Here is a 15,685-nt window from a genome sequence, read left to right on the forward strand (position 1 = left end):
TAACGATACTGAACCTGAAAAATACGTTTAAAATTATTATATTAATAAATTACTTATTCGCTGCCATCATAGCACGCGCTGTGTCGAGCATACGATTAGCAAAACCCCATTCGTTATCACACCATACTAATAACTTTATCAGTCGTTTGTGACTAACACGTGTTTGTGTGCCATCAATAATACAAGAATGTGGGTCGTGATTAAAATCAACCGATACAAGCGGCTCTTCGGTATAACTTAAAATACCTTCTAAGCGGTCTTTTGCTTGTGCTTTAAGTGCATTATTTACTGCATTTAAATCTACATCGGTATTAACCGTTACACTTAAATCCATTGCCGTGACATTTATAGTAGGTACACGTACGGCGATGGCTTCAAAACGGCCTTTAAATTTAGGTAAAATACGGTCTATACCACGAGCGAGCTTTGTATCAACTGGAATAATTGATTGGCTTGCAGCGCGAGTACGGCGTAAATCATGATGATAACCATCAATCACTTGTTGATCGTTCATCGACGCATGAATCGTTGTAATAGCGCCCGACTCAATACCAAATGCATCATCTAATACTTTAATAACCGGCACAACACAGTTAGTTGTACACGATCCGTTAGAAACAATTGTGTGCTCGCTTTTAAGCTCATCGTCGTTAATGCCATACACAATCGTAGCATCAACATCGTTATCGGCCGGATGCGAAAACAACACCTTTTTAGCACCTGCGGTAATATGTAACTGCGCATGTTCACGCGAGTGGTAAACACCCGTACATTCAAGTACAACGTCTACATCGAGCGTTTGCCAAGGTAATTCAATTGGGTTTTCTTCACAAAAAAGTGCAATGGTATCGCCTGCAACACTAATGGTGTCTTCACCAAGTTTTACAGGAAAAGAAAAACGACCGTGGGATGTGTCGTATTTTAATAAATGAGCAATAGCTTCAGGATCAGCAAGTTCGTTAATCGCAACAATTTTTATATCGTCGCTCAAACCAGACTCGTATAACGCGCGGACAATATTTCGACCAATACGACCAAAACCATTAATTGCAAGTTTGATTGCCATGAAATATAAAATCCAATCTTTTAGCGTGCAGATAAAGGCAATACGCCTTTTAGATGTCTGTATTGTAATCGACCTTGCATCTGATTATAAGAGGGAAGCATTAGAAACTTTAAATTAAGGTTAAAGAGCTTAGGCATTGCAAGCTCTTCAAGGGGTCTGACTTTTTAAATTAAGTTTTTTATACTAAATTTTTCAAAGCGTTAATTATATCTTCTGGCTCAGAACGAGTACGATAATCAACATCAACATACCGCCAAGTCACTTTACCTTGTTTATCTAAAACAAAGGTGGCAGGGATCGGTAAAACACTACTATTGCCATTGTTAACCGACTCTAAATCTAGGCCTCGGTCTACTCGCATATGCTCGAGTAAAAATGTGGGCACTTGCCATGCTACGCCGTAGCTTGCTGCTACATCGGCATTTTGATCCGACAGTACTAAAAAATCCATGTTACTTATATCGCTTTCGCTCATTGAGCCATCGGGTACTTGCGGGCTAATAGCCACCAATTGTGCGCCTAATGCGTGAACTTCAGGTAAATGTGCTTGAAGCGCTTTGAGCTGTAAATTGCAGTACGGACACCAACTTCCACGATAAAAAGTAACAACTACAGGCCCTTTAGCAAGTAACTCAGTTAACTGCACCGATTGACCATGCTGATTTTGGTAACTCAAAACTTGGTGCGATTTGGTTTAAATCAAGTGCATTAGCACCTTGTTGTAACGCTTTTGCTTGTGCAATCGTTTCATCAACACCTTTCATAAAATCAGGATTACCTTTACGCCCTGCTGCTATTTTTGCCTCAGTTTGTGCTTTTAATGTGTTATTTTTATCGCTCATAATATGGCTACCTTCAAATTAATCAAAAACTTAAAGCCAGCTTACATTATGAAAATGTATTTGAAATGAAAATTTTAACTTAATCATTTACTTCTAAATCAAACACCACGTTTATTGATGATTTAAATGTAATAGTTTCTTGCAGGTATCTACCTTGCTCGAATGGATTTCTAGTAACTTTAGAACCGCTCACAACTATTCTCTCAAAATTATCTGCGCCATAACCATAACTTGAACGGTTAGAATTTGAATTAATACTGTAAATTTTTCCAAGCTCTGCCCCAAATGCTTTGGCAAGCTCGCCCCCTTTAACTATAGCGTTATCTATTGCGCCTTGTGTTGCTTCAGCTTCTAACTGCGCAGCTTTTGAAGACACAAGCTCAATATTCGTCACTTCATTAATTTTTACACTTAGTGCAAAATCGATAAAATCATTCAATTTTTCAATATTTCTTAATGTTACTTTAAGTGTTCTTGTTGCTACATATCCTGCATTAATTGCTGTACCGCTCTCGACATTAAACATATCGTCATCATTATGAGTTAACAGGCTTGTAGCAGAAACATCCGTCTCCTTAACACCGTACTTGCTTAATCCTTTAAGTAACAAATTTACTCGATCATCAACATCACGTTTAGCATCAATTGATTTGTCTTTAAAGCTTATTACTTCAAAAGAAATCTTAGCCATATCGGGCTTTGCTAATACCTCTGCAATACCCTGCACTGCAATATGGCGATTAGCAGGTAAGCTTGAATTAGCAAAAGTGATAAGTGGGAATAAGGTTAAGAAAATGGCAGTAATGAGTTTCATATTCGTTCCTTGAGGTAATTAGTTAAATAATGACTACGTAACTGTACCTATAGTTATACGGATAACAATAAAAGTAAACTGCTCTTTATTGTAGGCGGGAGTTTATCTCGCGCGGCATAAAGCCCCGCCTACAGCCAACCTACGCCAACTCACCTACTTTTAGCTCTTTACCACGGCTTATTTGATGGCACTGGGCTAGCAGTAACTCTGCGGTCGCTTGTGCATCGGTTAATGCATGATGGCAATGATAGCTTGGTAACTCATAACGTGTGCGGCAAGCATTAAGGGTTAAATCATCTTGTTTTATTTCAGTTGAATGATGGAGTAAGCGCTTTTGCTCAATATGAAGTGTGTCGAGTATGAGTTTAGGGCGTATTGTTATATTGGCATTTTTAAGGGCTATTTTTAAAAAGCCCCAATCGAGCATGGCATTATGAAACACTAAAATACAGTCGCTAAAATGGCAGCTCAATTGCGTTAATATACTGCACAAGCTCTGTCCTTTTGTTATAGCATCGTCGCTAATTCCATGAAAAACAGGACTTTGCTCAAGGCTTTTTACGTCTTTATTTATAAGGTGCTGCGACTCGCTCATTTTTATACATTGGTTATCTATTATCACCCACGCTACCGATACAATTTCGTGCTGTTTTGCATCAAGGCCAGTTAGCTCTAAATCAATCACTAAGTAACGTTGTTGTAAGGCATTTTTACCTAGTAATTTACGGCGCTTTAAATACCGAGTGAGCAGCTTTTTTACCATGTTAGTAATCCATCATTATAAACTGCCACGAGCAAACTTAAACGCGGCGGCTTGCTGCGCTTGTTTAACAAGGTAAAACGCTTCTTTTAGCTGATGGCGCTCTAGTGAGTTTAATTTATTAGGATTAATACAATTACTCGGTAAGCCCTCTTCGTTTATTTGTGTACTCAAGCGCAACTGCGTTAAGAACCGCCAGCAGTCTTTTAGGTTGTATATATCTTCTTTGCTGATCAGTTTATGTTTTAGTAGTGCGTCCAACCGTTCTTGCGTGTTGGCGCGCCTAATACCCGCTTTTAAAGCGTATAACCGCACTATGTCATTTATAATTACGACACCGCGTTTTTTTAAATCTATGTATTTATTATTTTGATCTGTTTTTTCTGTTTTAAATTTATTAAATAAACCAATTGGCACGCTGTTGCTGCTTATGTCGGTTGCCATTGCGGCATAGAATAAGTCGTTACGCGATATACGAATTAGTTGCTCGCAAAAAGCCGTGTATAAAGCGTTTGAACCTTCAATAAATCGCAGGTCAAAAAATATCTTACAGTTAAGCATTGCATTTGGAGTAGGGCTTTTTATCCATTTAAAAAAGCGCTCGCTCCAGTCGTTTACGCTCATACGGCACTCATCGCTGCTTGCCATAATATTACCTGGGCAACGCCTAATGCCGCACTCAACTAAATTCTCGCATACAAACTCCCCCATACTTTTAAAGTAAGCGTGTTGCTCGGTGGTTAAGTCGTTAGGGAGTAATAAGCCGTTGTCTTGATCTGAATGCAGGGTTTGTTCTTCGCGTGCTTGCGAGCCAAAGCAAATAAAACTAAAGCTGGTTGGCGCTGCGCCATGCTCTTCTTGAAATAAGTGAATCAGGCGCGATGTAAGCGCATCGGTTAAACCACTGAGTAATTTACCAATTAACGATATGTCGTCAATGTTGTACGAAAAACTACGCAAAAGTTCGGGAATTTCTTTAGCGTAGCGTTTTAAATCAGTAACAGTATGCGCTTTATATATGCGCCCTATAAGCTGTACGGGGTCACTTTTTTGTTGGCGCAGTAAGTCGGTGCTGGTTATCATCCCTATCGGGTTATGGTTTTCGTCAAGCACGGGCAAATGGTGAATATTGTATTTAAGCATTAAGTGCAGCGCCGAAAACACCCGGTTATTTTCAAATATAAACTTAGGTTTGGCGGTCATAATACTGCTTACTGCGTCTTGTGGATCTACCTCGTCGGCAAGTACTCGGTTGCGTAAGTCGCGGTCGGTTACCACCCCTACTAAGTGCGCGTGCTGCGTTATCATTATTGACGACACACCATGCTCTTTCATTTTTTTAGCGCTTTGCCTAATACTTGCATCGGGCGAAAGTGTAATTGCTGTGCGCGTCATCAGCTCTGATATTTTACGTTCAGACCAACTATCGTTTTTACTTTTATAATGCGATGACAGCAACCGGTTAGCATGAGCGCGTACAAAGTATTGCTCAAACGATTTATATTCTCTGCGTAAAAAATCAAAGTGCGTTTGAGAGAGCACATACACTATGCCCTCTTTTTGTACTTCCAACCTATTTTGAATTGCCTCACCGGTTAACAGCGACGGAAAACCAAAATAGTCACCTTGCGCTAAGCGCGTAACAACATCGCCCTTGCCATCAACTAGGTCGTACAAACCAGAGCGAATTAAAAATAGTTTAGGGTTTTCACTTTGTAACCACTGAGTTTGGTTTTCGCGGGTAAGGTAAATAATATCAAGATGATTTACAAAGTATTCGTATGCGCTGCTATCAAGCATAGTAAAAGGCGCTTGCAAACAAACGTATTGGGCTATTTCTTGTTGTTCTACACTCATTGTATTCGCTCTTTAAATGGTGATGTACCAATCTAATGTACTTATTTATTAAACAAATAAAAAGCCCGACTAAAGTCGGGCTTTTGGTGCTTTATATTTTGTAAACTATATCTATAAATGTTGCCTAGTGATCGTGCGCTTCAGCTGACCCTTTAGGGTTACGAATACCTTCTACCATTTCTTGAATTTCAATAGGTGTAGCTTGAGTAAATTTAAGAACAACTGCAGCTACTGCAAAGTTAATAATCATACCCACCAAGCCAATACCTTCAGGCGAAATACCTAAAAACCAATGTTCAGGATTGTTAAGCTCAGGGCTTACAAACTTGAAGAAGATAATATAAGCAGCGGTAAAGCCAATACCCGTTACCATGCCTGCAATTGCGCCCTCTCGGTTCATTGTTTTAGAGAATATACCCATAATAATTGCTGGGAAGAAACTCGCTGCCGCCAAGCCGAATGCAAATGCCACTACCGATGCCACAAATCCAGGTGGGTTAATACCAAAGTACGCGGAGATAACAATAGCGACCATGGCTGCCAACCTCGCTGCAAGTAACTCTTGTTTGTCGGTAATATCGGGCTTGAGGGTTCGCTTGAGTAAATCGTGCGAAACGGAGGTCGAAATAACCAGTAGTAAACCTGCGGTTGTAGACAGTGCAGCGGCAATACCACCAGCAGCTACAAGTGCAATTACCCATGCTGGTAAGTTAGCAATTTCTGGATTTGCTAATACCATAATGTCGCGGTCTACATTTACTTCGTTAGCACTGTTCGGATCGGTGATTTTACCCGCCGTGTAGAACATTTTGCCATCGCCGTTTTTATCATCAAATGTAATTAAACCGGTGCGTTCCCAGTTTTTAATCCACCCTGGTGCTTCTGCGTAAGCTGTACCGCTACCGTCTTTACCATTAATAGTATCAACCATATTTACGCGAGCAAAGGCTGCAACAGCAGGTGCTGTAGTATAAACAATCGCGATGAACACAAGAGTCCATGCCGCAGAAATACGTGTGTCTTTTACGCGAGGTACAGTGAAAAAGCGTACAATTACATGTGGTAAACCAGCAGTACCTACCATTAACGCACCCGTAATAGCGAATACGTCAATCATGCTCTTAGAGCCTTCGGTATATTGCGCAAAACCAAGTTCAGCGCTTAAGCCGTCTAGTTTATCAAGTACGTACACGCCATCGCTGCCAATTAATGTGGCACCAAAACCGGTTTGTGGGAAGAAATGACCCGTCATCATCATCGAGATAAAAATGGCTGGTACAAGGTATGCAAATACAAGTACACAATACTGCGCTACTTGTGTGTAGGTAATGCCTTTCATGCCGCCAAGTACCGCATAAAAGAATACAATCACCATACCAATGTAAACACCGGTTTCAATTTCTACTTCTAAAAAGCGTGAAAATACCACGCCTACGCCACGCATTTGCCCTGCTATATAAGTGAAACAAATAAATATGGCACAAAAAATAGCAACTAAACGCGCGGTACGTGAATAGTAACGGTCGCCAATAAAGTCTGGCACAGTAAACTTGCCGAATTTACGTAAGTAAGGCGCTAAACACATGGCTAATAGTACATAACCACCTGTCCACCCCATTAAGTAAACACTGCCATCGTAACCTGCAAACGAAATAATACCCGCCATTGAAATAAACGACGCGGCGCTCATCCAATCGGCAGCTGTTGCCATACCATTAGCAAGAGGAGGTACGCCGCCGCCCGCTACATAAAACTCTTTGGTTGAACCCGCTCGGGCCCATATTGCTATGCCGATATAAAGCGCAAAGCTTAAACCAACAATTAAAAACGTGAGTGTTTGAACATCCATTGCTTAGCTCCTATTCGTCTACGCCGTATTTTTTATCTAACGTATTCATTTTGAAAACGTACACAAAAATCAAAGCAACAAAGGTATAAATCGCGCCTTGCTGGGCGAACCAGAAGCCAAGTTTAAACCCAAAAAAACGTACTTCATTAAGTACATCAACCAGTAATATGCCAAACCCAAAAGACACAACAAACCACACTGCTAACAGTTTAAATAACAGCGAAATGTTTTCTGCCCAATAAGCTTTTGCTTGTTCTTCATCTTTAAAAGCCATTTTTGTTTTCCCCTTTAAGCACCGCAATATCGCGATGAGTGGTTTTTTATCTTCGCTTACCAATTTAGCAACGCTGGTTACATATTGAATTGAGACCATAGTCGTAACAGCCTATTAACGTTTACGTAAACTGTATTTATCATTCAAGCGTGTTTTATATATTTTTATATTATTTCAATTGCTTAGGCTGTTTTTGTAAGCTGGCTTTATGATTAAATTGATAAGTTGGTCATTAATGCGACATTAGTCTAATGCTCAAGGGTGTTTTATTTTTACTCTTAATATTCAATAAGATATAAATAAAATAAAAGTTTTATTTTAAATTCAAGCCTCACACTTAACCTCAGTTCTGGTATTGTGTTAATCCCTCATAGGGATGAGGGACTATTTAAAATAATAAGGTTTAATAACAACATGACTGCCGTACTCATTATTGTTGCTTTAAGTTATATAGGTGTGCTGTTTTGGCTTGCCAATTGGGGCGATAAAACAACCCCTTTAGCAAAGCGTATTAGCCATCACCCATTTGTGTATTCACTCTCACTCGGGATTTACTGTACCTCTTGGACTTATTACGGTTCGGTTGGAACAGCCGCCACCAGCAGTTGGAGTTACTTGCCAATATTATTAGGCCCTGCGTTGCTGTTTTTATTCGGCCAAGGGTTTTTACGTAAGCTGGTACTGGTAAGTAAAAAACAAAATATAACGACTATTGCTGACTTTATTTCAGCTCGTTACGGCAAACGTCAAACTACAGCAATAATGGTTACTGTAATCGCATTACTGGCAACCATTCCCTACATTGCACTGCAATTAAAAGCGCTTAGTACAAGCTTTTTACTTTTGCAAAACAGTAATAAAATATCCGGCGATATGCTCGCGCTTTCTGCCACACTAATTATGGCTTTATTTGCTATATTTTTTGGTACTCGCAAAGTTGATGTAACTGAATATCGCTCTGGGTTAATGCTCGCTGTTGCATTTGAATCTATGATCAAACTTATTGCTCTTATTGCCGTTGCGGGGCTTGCAGTATTTACACTTTTTAATTTACCTGAAGCCACCACGAACAAAGTAACTGAGTCTATTTGGGGTCACTGGAGCGATTTTAACTTTTTTAGCTTTAACTTTATTGGCCAGTCTTTAATGGCTGCAGCGGCTATTATATGTTTGCCTCGCCAGTTTCATGTAACCGTGGTCGACAACCAAAACAAACGCCACTTACTTACCGCTCGCTGGGCTTTTCCGCTGTATTTACTACTAACAGCCGCAATGATTTTACCTATCGCGACGGCGGCCATTCATCCTGAAATTGGCAGCGGCTATTCACCCGACAGCTTTGTACTTGCCCTACCGCTAATTAACGACAACGCTTTTTTAACCACCTTTGTATTTATAGGTGGACTATCGGCCGCCACCGCAATGATAGTGGTAGCAACGCTTACATTAAGCACGATGATCTCAAACGATGTGGTACTGCCGTTAATGCTGCGTAGAAAGTTTAAACGTAACTTAATTACCAGCAGTTATAAGTCTCGTATATTACTTGTAAGGCGCTTTGCTATTGCAGGCATATTAATTTTGGCCTATTTCTATCAGCAATGGTTTGGCCATAGTAGCGCACTGGCCAGTATGGGCTTGGTCGCATTTTCACTTGTTACCCAATTGCTGCCCTCTATTGTGGGTGGTTTATACTGGCGAAAAGGTCATGCTTATGGGGTGTATGCGGGTTTAGTAGCAGGCTTTATTTGCTGGATACTATTTTTAATGCTGCCAATACTCGATGCCGGTACAACCCTTGATAGCGAGCTGCAACAAACGCTTATAACGCGTGGAACCTTGATAGCTTTGTTTGCCAATATTGGTTGTTATATTAGTTTTTCACTTGGGGCTGAAGAGCGCTTAATTGATAAAATTCAGGCCGCTGCTTTTGTTAACCCTAAAGATCAGGCTATTTTATCAAGGCGCTTAAATAAAGACGTAAAAGCCACCGTTTACGACTTTAAAATACTACTGCAAACATTTCTAGGTATTCAGCGCAGCCAACAAGTATTGGCCCATTACGCACTCGCCCATCATTTAAGCGATAACAACGCACACCCAGAGCCTGAATTTATAGCCTACTGCGAACGCGCGTTAACAGGCGTGCTTGGTGCATCGTCAGCGCAAGCATTAATACATACGGTATCGTCGGGTAAACGTATGGCGTTTGAAGAAGTAGTAAACTTTTTTGACGAAACCACACAAGCGCTGCAATTTAATCAAAACCTGTTATTTACCTCACTCGAAAATTTAAGCCACGGTATTTCAGTTGTTGATAAAGATTTAAAACTCGTTGCATGGAACAAACGCTACAATGAAATGTTTGGCTACCCTGAAGGCTTTTTAGAAGTAGGCCAACCCATAGAAGACATTATTAGATACAACGCTAACCGTGGTGAATGTGGCCCCGGTGAAATAGAACGCCAAGTAGAAAAACGTGTACAGCATTTAAAATATGGCAGCTCGCATCATTTTATTCGCCACCGTCGTAATGGCCAAGTATACGAAATGATTGGTAATCCGCTGCCCGATGGCGGATTTGTTACCAGCTTTTCAGATATTACAAACCACATAAGTACGCAAAATGCGCTTGAAGAAGTAAACATGGATCTTGAAAACCGCATAGAAGCACGTACTCAAGAAGTGCAAACTATTAATAAAGACTTACAAGCTCAAATAGATAGCCGTGTACAAACCGAGCAAGCACTTACTTTAGCTAAACGAGAAGCAGAGCAAGCCAACGATAGTAAAACGCGCTTTTTAGCACTGGCGAGCCACGATATTTTACAGCCATTAAATGCAGCACGTTTATACCTTGCCGCCATTGACGAAAAACAGCTCGACAGCACTAACCAAAACAGCTTTGAAAAATTAGGCGACAGTCTCGATTCAACCGTACATTTAATGTCGGCATTGCTTGAAATAGCTAAGCTTGAGCAAGGCGCTATGACCCCTACCCCTCGCCACTTTTATATTGAAGATATTTTAGCCCCACTGCAAAGTGAATACGCTATTTTATCAAGTGATAAAGGCCTTAAGCTTAGTGTGCGTTCAAAACAGCAAATTGTGCACAGCGATATAACCTATTTGCGCCGAATTATTCAAAACTTGGTCTCTAATGCAGTTAAATACACCGATAATGGCCGTGTATTAATTGCCTGCAGGAACCGAAAGCATAATTTACGAATAGAAGTATGGGATACAGGCCCTGGTATTAGCGAAGTAGAGCAAGCTAAAATATTTAACGACTTTTACCGTGTTGAGTCGGGCGATAACAAAGGCGTAGGCTTAGGCCTAGGTGTTGTAAAACGTATGGCTGACTTATTAAGTTTGCCTCTCGATGTGCATTCAGAGCCTAATAAAGGTAGCCGTTTTAGTATTGAGGTGCCTTATGGCGAAGAGCAGTTTGTGCAACAAAAACCAACCGCTAGCAGCCTAATAGAAAACCGCGCAGCAATTAATATTGTTGCCGTAGACGACGACCCTGAAAATTTAGCAGCAATGGCAAGCTTACTTAAAAAGTGGCAAGCTAATTACACCCTTTTTGATAACGTAGATAATGTACTGGCGCACGCTAAGCAAAACGGTGCACCCGATGTTATTTTAATGGACTACCAATTAGGCAATGACTGCGATGGCATAACGCTAATTAAAACCCTGCGCGAAATTTGGCAAAGCCAAGTCCCTGCTATTTTAATTACCGCAGTGCGCGACACCGAGCTTAAGCAAGAAACCAAAGCCGCTAATATTCATTATTTAAGTAAGCCAATTAAACCGGGCAAACTAAAGGCACTGCTTAATCACAGTACATAATAAGCTAGTAAAAAGTGATCTAGTTAAAAGTATTCTAGTAAAAAGCTATCAAGTAATAGCGTAAAACAAAAAGCCCAGTATCTTCACTGGGCTTTGCTTTATAAAATATTCATAAAGTTAAACTTGATTTACTCGGCTTCTAAGCTTTTGAAACAACCAACTTAACCCCACCAACGAAAGCCCTAATCCAATAAACGAAAGCGCTTTAAGTAAGCCCTCCAAGTTAGCCATATCAATTAAAAACACTTTAACAATAACTGCAGCTAGTATGCCTAGGCCTACTTTTTGTATTAATAATTGATTTTTTAAATGCCCAAAAATAACAGTACCCGCCCCCAATACTAACCAAATAACAGAGTAACTATAAAGCTCTGCATTGCTCGCCCCTTTTGATAAGTAAATGTAAGGACCTTGCCAGTACTGACGAATAAAGCTGTTTATTGCCAATAATATAAAGCCACCTGCAACGGCCAATATAAATGGCGTAGCTTTAGCATTTATTGGTTTTACAAGCTTGGCCAGCCAAAGCGTTAATCCTGCAGGTACTAACCACAATAGTAATAACCAGTTAAATATTGGCAGCTCACCTATGTAAAGTGATTCAAATAATGGGTTATCGTCAAGTAGTGTTTTAATAGCAAAAAGCCCTGCTAACCCTGTAAGTACAAAGCCCGCCACTTTATATAACTTAGCTAAAGTACCGGCAAGTTTTGCTCTGTGTAAATACACACACCCTAATGCCAGCCAGTTACAGGTAAGGAGTATTTGCTCGTAAAAGTTAAGTGAATCAAATTGCGGATAATGCCCTACTAACTGATAACTTGTTTCGGTAGTAATAAAAAGCGCTAAACAATGAAGAGCTGCACCTTCGAGCCATATTTTAAGTTTTGATGAGTCAAAGCACTTAGCTGCGGCAAAAAATAACGCAATACATAACGGATAAACCACAATACTCCAATGCAAACCAAATACCGTAAGTGCATCGTAACTTGGTGTCCAAGGCGCAAGCGTTAAGCGCAGTAATAACGCAGCAACTAAGGCTTTTATAGGCCAATGCGGCATAGGCACGTTATAGCGCTTAATAAGTACGCTTATAAGTAATACTTGTACAGCAAGTGCAATGGTTAGGCCGCTGTCACTTAGTAGCATGGTAATTGCTAACGTAATATTGGCATTAGCCCCTACCCAATAAGTAAAACGCTGAAATAGCGTTGTATTATGCTGCGCGAGCTTTATTAAAATAGCCGCCACTACAAACAATGCAACGGCCCAAAGTGGATATGCAGTACTTAACGCAGAATTAGGAATAAGCGTATATAAAGTCGCTATCATTACAAATGCACTAAATGCCCCCGTAATATGAAACGCTAAACGCTTAATCTGTTTTTTACCGTAATAGAGCCCAAAAGCGGTAAGTAACAATCCGAGTAATAAACCCAAACCGTATTCATTTTTGAATATAAAAAGGGCGTCATCAAATAGGTTTGGCGAAAGATGCGTGCGCTGAGCGCCTAATACTAATAGCGTTGAAATAACTAACGCTACGCCCTGCCAAATATCCCAACTGCTATTTTTAAGGACTAAAAACAACACCAATACAATACTTAACACGCCGATTGCTTGCCACTGCATATCAAAGTGACTGATCAACATAGTAAATATTAAGGGCGCTATAAAAGCGAGTAGTAATGCATGATCTGGAAGCACTTTAAGTAAACGTTTTAAACTGTGCGGGCGATGTTCAATAACATTCAGTTTTAGACCTAAGCGCGGTATAGCAATTAACCCTACAATACTAAGTAAAGCAAATGCCCCCATTAACCAAACGGTATTAGCTTTAAGTAGCGTAAAACCAACTAAATACCAGCCAATGTGCCCAGCCCATAGTAAATACCACAACCAAGCTCGCTGTACTTTATGTGCAACTAACGCAGCCGACAAACTTACAAAGCCAATATACATTAACAGCGCAAATAAGTTACCACTGCCAGTGCTAACCCATATTGGTACGCTGTAAGCGCCAATAATACCAAGCACGGCCAATAGCGGGCCTAACCTAAGCGCCATCGCGCTTGCACTAATTGCTATAATAGCTAACGCAAAAAATGCCACGGTAGGGCTCAGCATGTCGTAACGGCTGTAAGCTAAAAGCGTTAAAGCAAAACAGGTAATAAACCCGCCGCTTGCAAGCGCTGCGGGTATGTAATTATTAAAGCCTTCAAATACAATGCGTTTATGGTGTAAATAAGCTGCGGCTGCAATTAGGCCAAGCCCAAATAAGCCGCCTAAACTCAACCTCATTACAGGCGATAATAATCCCGCTTCTAGGCTGTATTTAGCTAAAAAGATGCCCCCAAACGCAAGCGCTATTGCGCCTATCCAGGTCATCCAGTTCTCTTCAAACCCTGCGCGCAATTTATTAAATAGTAATTCTATGGCTGATGCTTCAGCTGGTTTGGCTTTTTTAGGAGGCGCTGATAGCTGATTTATTACAGGTGGCGACGCGTTTTGGGACGTTAAGCTTGGCTGTGCTTTATGAGCAATTGGCTCTGATCTTGAAAGCGCTGCCTGAGCCGTAGATGCTTCACTTTGAGGTTCACTTTGCGATATCGATTTATGTGTTTGTAGATGTGTTATTTTGGCCCTTAAAACAGCAACTTCTTGTTTTAATCCATTTAACTGCACTAGCGCTATTAAGCCGCAAATAGCACCGGCAACTACAACCAGTATTACTATGACGGCTAACCCAACTAAATCATCCATGGCACACTCTTATTAATTATTATGCCCTGAGTGTACCTAATTATTAATGAGTAGGTAAATTTTGTTCAATAAAAAAGCCTAAGCACTTAAAGTGCTTAGGCTTTATGCTACTTTATATGTTTAGGTTTATTCAACACTATCGGTAATAGTGCGCTCTAGGGTCATCTTATAACCTGAGCTTGTTGTTTCATCATGCTCTAAAATCAATATGTAGTTACCCTCTTGTGTAAAGTCCATATCGCTTTGTTGAATAAGCACAATTTGCTGGCCGTTGTCTTCGTAAACAACATAAACCGTGTAAATTTCGTTATCTACAACCTGCTCTTCTTGGTCATACTTATCTAGGCCATCGACTACGTTACTGGTGTCGTCTACCGTTTCGCCGTTAAGTGTAAAGTACACATCTACATCTGAAACCGACTGCCCTGCGTAGCTTTCAATTAGGTTTACAACCGATACCGTATGGCTATAACTGCTTGGTGTTAGATTTTCTTCAACGCTCATCATACGTAAACCGTTATCTGCGTCGTTATAAAAAATACCCACCGCACTTTGCTCGCGCTCTAGTGTCATTAAAAAGTTATCAGCTAGTTTTGTACCTTCTTCGTCGTACATCGCTACGCTGTAACTATTAGGCGAAAGTTCAACATAATCGGTATAAGAGTCACTAGCGACTGTATTTGTTGTGTTTACAGTTGTACCGCGTGTAGCAGAAAAGCTTACTGGCGAGTAGTCATCAACGGTATTTATAAAACGTAATTGCCCCAGAGCAGATTGGTGTTTAAGCTCAGTAACGTAGTTATTATCGGTTACTACATCAAGCGTAATACCACCTTCTTCTGTTGCATAACTTGGGCGGATCATTGCTACATAACTTGCTTCATCGTATAAATAAACAGATGAAGACTCGTACACAACATCACTGCTGCCCGCTTCTGTTATGTAAATAGTGTAATAACCTTCATCAACGCTTTGCAGATCTAACTCACTTAAATATTGAGCCGATGAAAAAAGTGTCGCGCTTTCAAATACGCCATCATCAGTTGCTAAGTAAATATCGTAGCTAGTATCCTCACCTGCAATATTGTAAAACCCTAAGTTAAACTCACCCGTATCGCTTGAGATAGGTACGCTAAGCTCTGTAAATGTAGGCTCATCAAAGTTACCACTCATTACTACTAACTGTGTTTTGTCACCCTTAATAGAAATTTCTTGATCGCTAATTGTTATATAGCTGTCGTTAGCATCTAGGTACTCAAAACTTACATCATAAGTGTCTGTGCTGTAGTTATGGCGAGTAGTTACATCAGCAAAATCAGCGCCTGAGCGCTCTGTTTCTTCAACAAACAAACGTGTGTATGGGCTATTGTAAGAGCCGTTATACAATTGGATGTAACCTGTAGAGCTTGAGCTATCGTCAGAGCCACAGCCCGACAAAATAGTAATTAGACTTAAGGGTAATGCAGCTTTTAAAAGGGAGTTGGTCATTAAGGTTATTCCTTATTATTAATATCCCCATTATGACCCAAACATTCTATTTTAATTTCATGATTTACAAAGCATTACCCTCACTGACACTTCCTTACGAAAACGTTAAAAAGTGTA

General features: G+C 40.3%; 9 protein-coding genes and 1 pseudogene. 1 reads left to right on the forward strand and 9 read right to left on the reverse strand.

All coding sequences use genetic code 11. The annotated features are described in order from the left end of the window. Positions 1-49: 49 nt before the first annotated feature. From epd to H5087_RS16915, 7 genes and pseudogenes are all read right to left on the reverse strand, one after another. Positions 50-1,066 carry an erythrose-4-phosphate dehydrogenase gene (gene epd, locus H5087_RS16885; RefSeq protein ID WP_182672778.1) on the reverse strand — a complete coding sequence of 339 codons (1,017 nt, stop codon included), beginning with the start codon at positions 1,064-1,066 and terminating at the stop codon, positions 50-52. A gap of 178 nt (positions 1,067-1,244) precedes the next feature. After that, positions 1,245-1,908, reverse strand: a pseudogene (locus H5087_RS16890) (peroxiredoxin-like family protein). A gap of 79 nt (positions 1,909-1,987) precedes the next feature. Then, positions 1,988-2,722: an SIMPL domain-containing protein gene (locus tag H5087_RS16895; RefSeq protein WP_182672779.1), complete on the reverse strand. Its 735-nt coding sequence runs from the start codon at positions 2,720-2,722 to the stop codon at positions 1,988-1,990. Positions 2,723-2,861: 139 nt separating this feature from the next. Beyond that, on the reverse strand, positions 2,862-3,485 hold the full coding sequence (locus H5087_RS16900) for a 3'-5' exonuclease (RefSeq protein WP_182672780.1): 624 nt from the start codon (positions 3,483-3,485) through the stop codon (positions 2,862-2,864). 15 nt (positions 3,486-3,500) lie between these two features. Then, a complete protein-coding gene (locus H5087_RS16905; RefSeq protein WP_182672781.1) occupies positions 3,501-5,339 on the reverse strand; it encodes a DUF294 nucleotidyltransferase-like domain-containing protein in 1,839 nt (612 codons plus the stop codon). A 124-nt stretch (positions 5,340-5,463) separates the two neighbouring features. Continuing rightward, on the reverse strand, positions 5,464-7,188 hold the full coding sequence (locus tag H5087_RS16910; RefSeq protein ID WP_182672782.1) for a sodium:solute symporter family protein: 1,725 nt from the start codon (positions 7,186-7,188) through the stop codon (positions 5,464-5,466). 10 nt (positions 7,189-7,198) lie between these two features. After that, positions 7,199-7,462: a DUF4212 domain-containing protein gene (locus H5087_RS16915; protein WP_002961535.1), complete on the reverse strand. Its 264-nt coding sequence runs from the start codon at positions 7,460-7,462 to the stop codon at positions 7,199-7,201. A gap of 414 nt (positions 7,463-7,876) precedes the next feature. Here H5087_RS16915 and H5087_RS16920 point away from each other — a divergent pair, with 414 nt between their 5' ends. Further along, complete coding sequence (locus tag H5087_RS16920) at positions 7,877-11,317, forward strand: PAS-domain containing protein (protein WP_182672783.1); 3,441 nt, start codon at positions 7,877-7,879, stop codon at positions 11,315-11,317. Between the two features lie 117 nt (positions 11,318-11,434). Here the strand turns inward: H5087_RS16920 and H5087_RS16925 are convergent, their stop codons facing one another. Next, entirely contained in the window at positions 11,435-14,080 is a 2,646-nt protein-coding gene (locus H5087_RS16925; protein WP_182672784.1) for a DUF2339 domain-containing protein, read from the reverse strand. A 126-nt stretch (positions 14,081-14,206) separates the two neighbouring features. Then, a complete protein-coding gene (locus tag H5087_RS16930) occupies positions 14,207-15,568 on the reverse strand; it encodes a hypothetical protein (protein ID WP_182672785.1) in 1,362 nt (453 codons plus the stop codon). Positions 15,569-15,685 lie beyond the last annotated feature (117 nt).

It is taken from the genome of Pseudoalteromonas sp. SR43-7 (assembly GCF_014163785.1).
Lineage (GTDB): Bacteria > Pseudomonadota > Gammaproteobacteria > Enterobacterales > Alteromonadaceae > Pseudoalteromonas > Pseudoalteromonas distincta.

What these genes read in the sequence shown, in the direction of transcription:
- H5087_RS16915 (WP_002961535.1), bottom strand. Translation starts at nt 7,462, where the DNA reads ATGGCTTTTAAAGATGAAGAACAAGCAAAAGCTTATTGGGCAGAAAAC.
- epd (WP_182672778.1), bottom strand. Translation starts at nt 1,066, where the DNA reads ATGGCAATCAAACTTGCAATTAATGGTTTTGGTCGTATTGGTCGAAAT.
- H5087_RS16925 (WP_182672784.1), bottom strand. Translation starts at nt 14,080, where the DNA reads ATGGATGATTTAGTTGGGTTAGCCGTCATAGTAATACTGGTTGTAGTT.
- H5087_RS16905 (WP_182672781.1), bottom strand. Translation starts at nt 5,339, where the DNA reads ATGAGTGTAGAACAACAAGAAATAGCCCAATACGTTTGTTTGCAAGCG.
- H5087_RS16900 (WP_182672780.1), bottom strand. Translation starts at nt 3,485, where the DNA reads ATGGTAAAAAAGCTGCTCACTCGGTATTTAAAGCGCCGTAAATTACTA.
- H5087_RS16930 (WP_182672785.1), bottom strand. Translation starts at nt 15,568, where the DNA reads ATGACCAACTCCCTTTTAAAAGCTGCATTACCCTTAAGTCTAATTACT.
- H5087_RS16895 (WP_182672779.1), bottom strand. Translation starts at nt 2,722, where the DNA reads ATGAAACTCATTACTGCCATTTTCTTAACCTTATTCCCACTTATCACT.
- H5087_RS16920 (WP_182672783.1), top strand. Translation starts at nt 7,877, where the DNA reads ATGACTGCCGTACTCATTATTGTTGCTTTAAGTTATATAGGTGTGCTG.
- H5087_RS16910 (WP_182672782.1), bottom strand. Translation starts at nt 7,188, where the DNA reads ATGGATGTTCAAACACTCACGTTTTTAATTGTTGGTTTAAGCTTTGCG.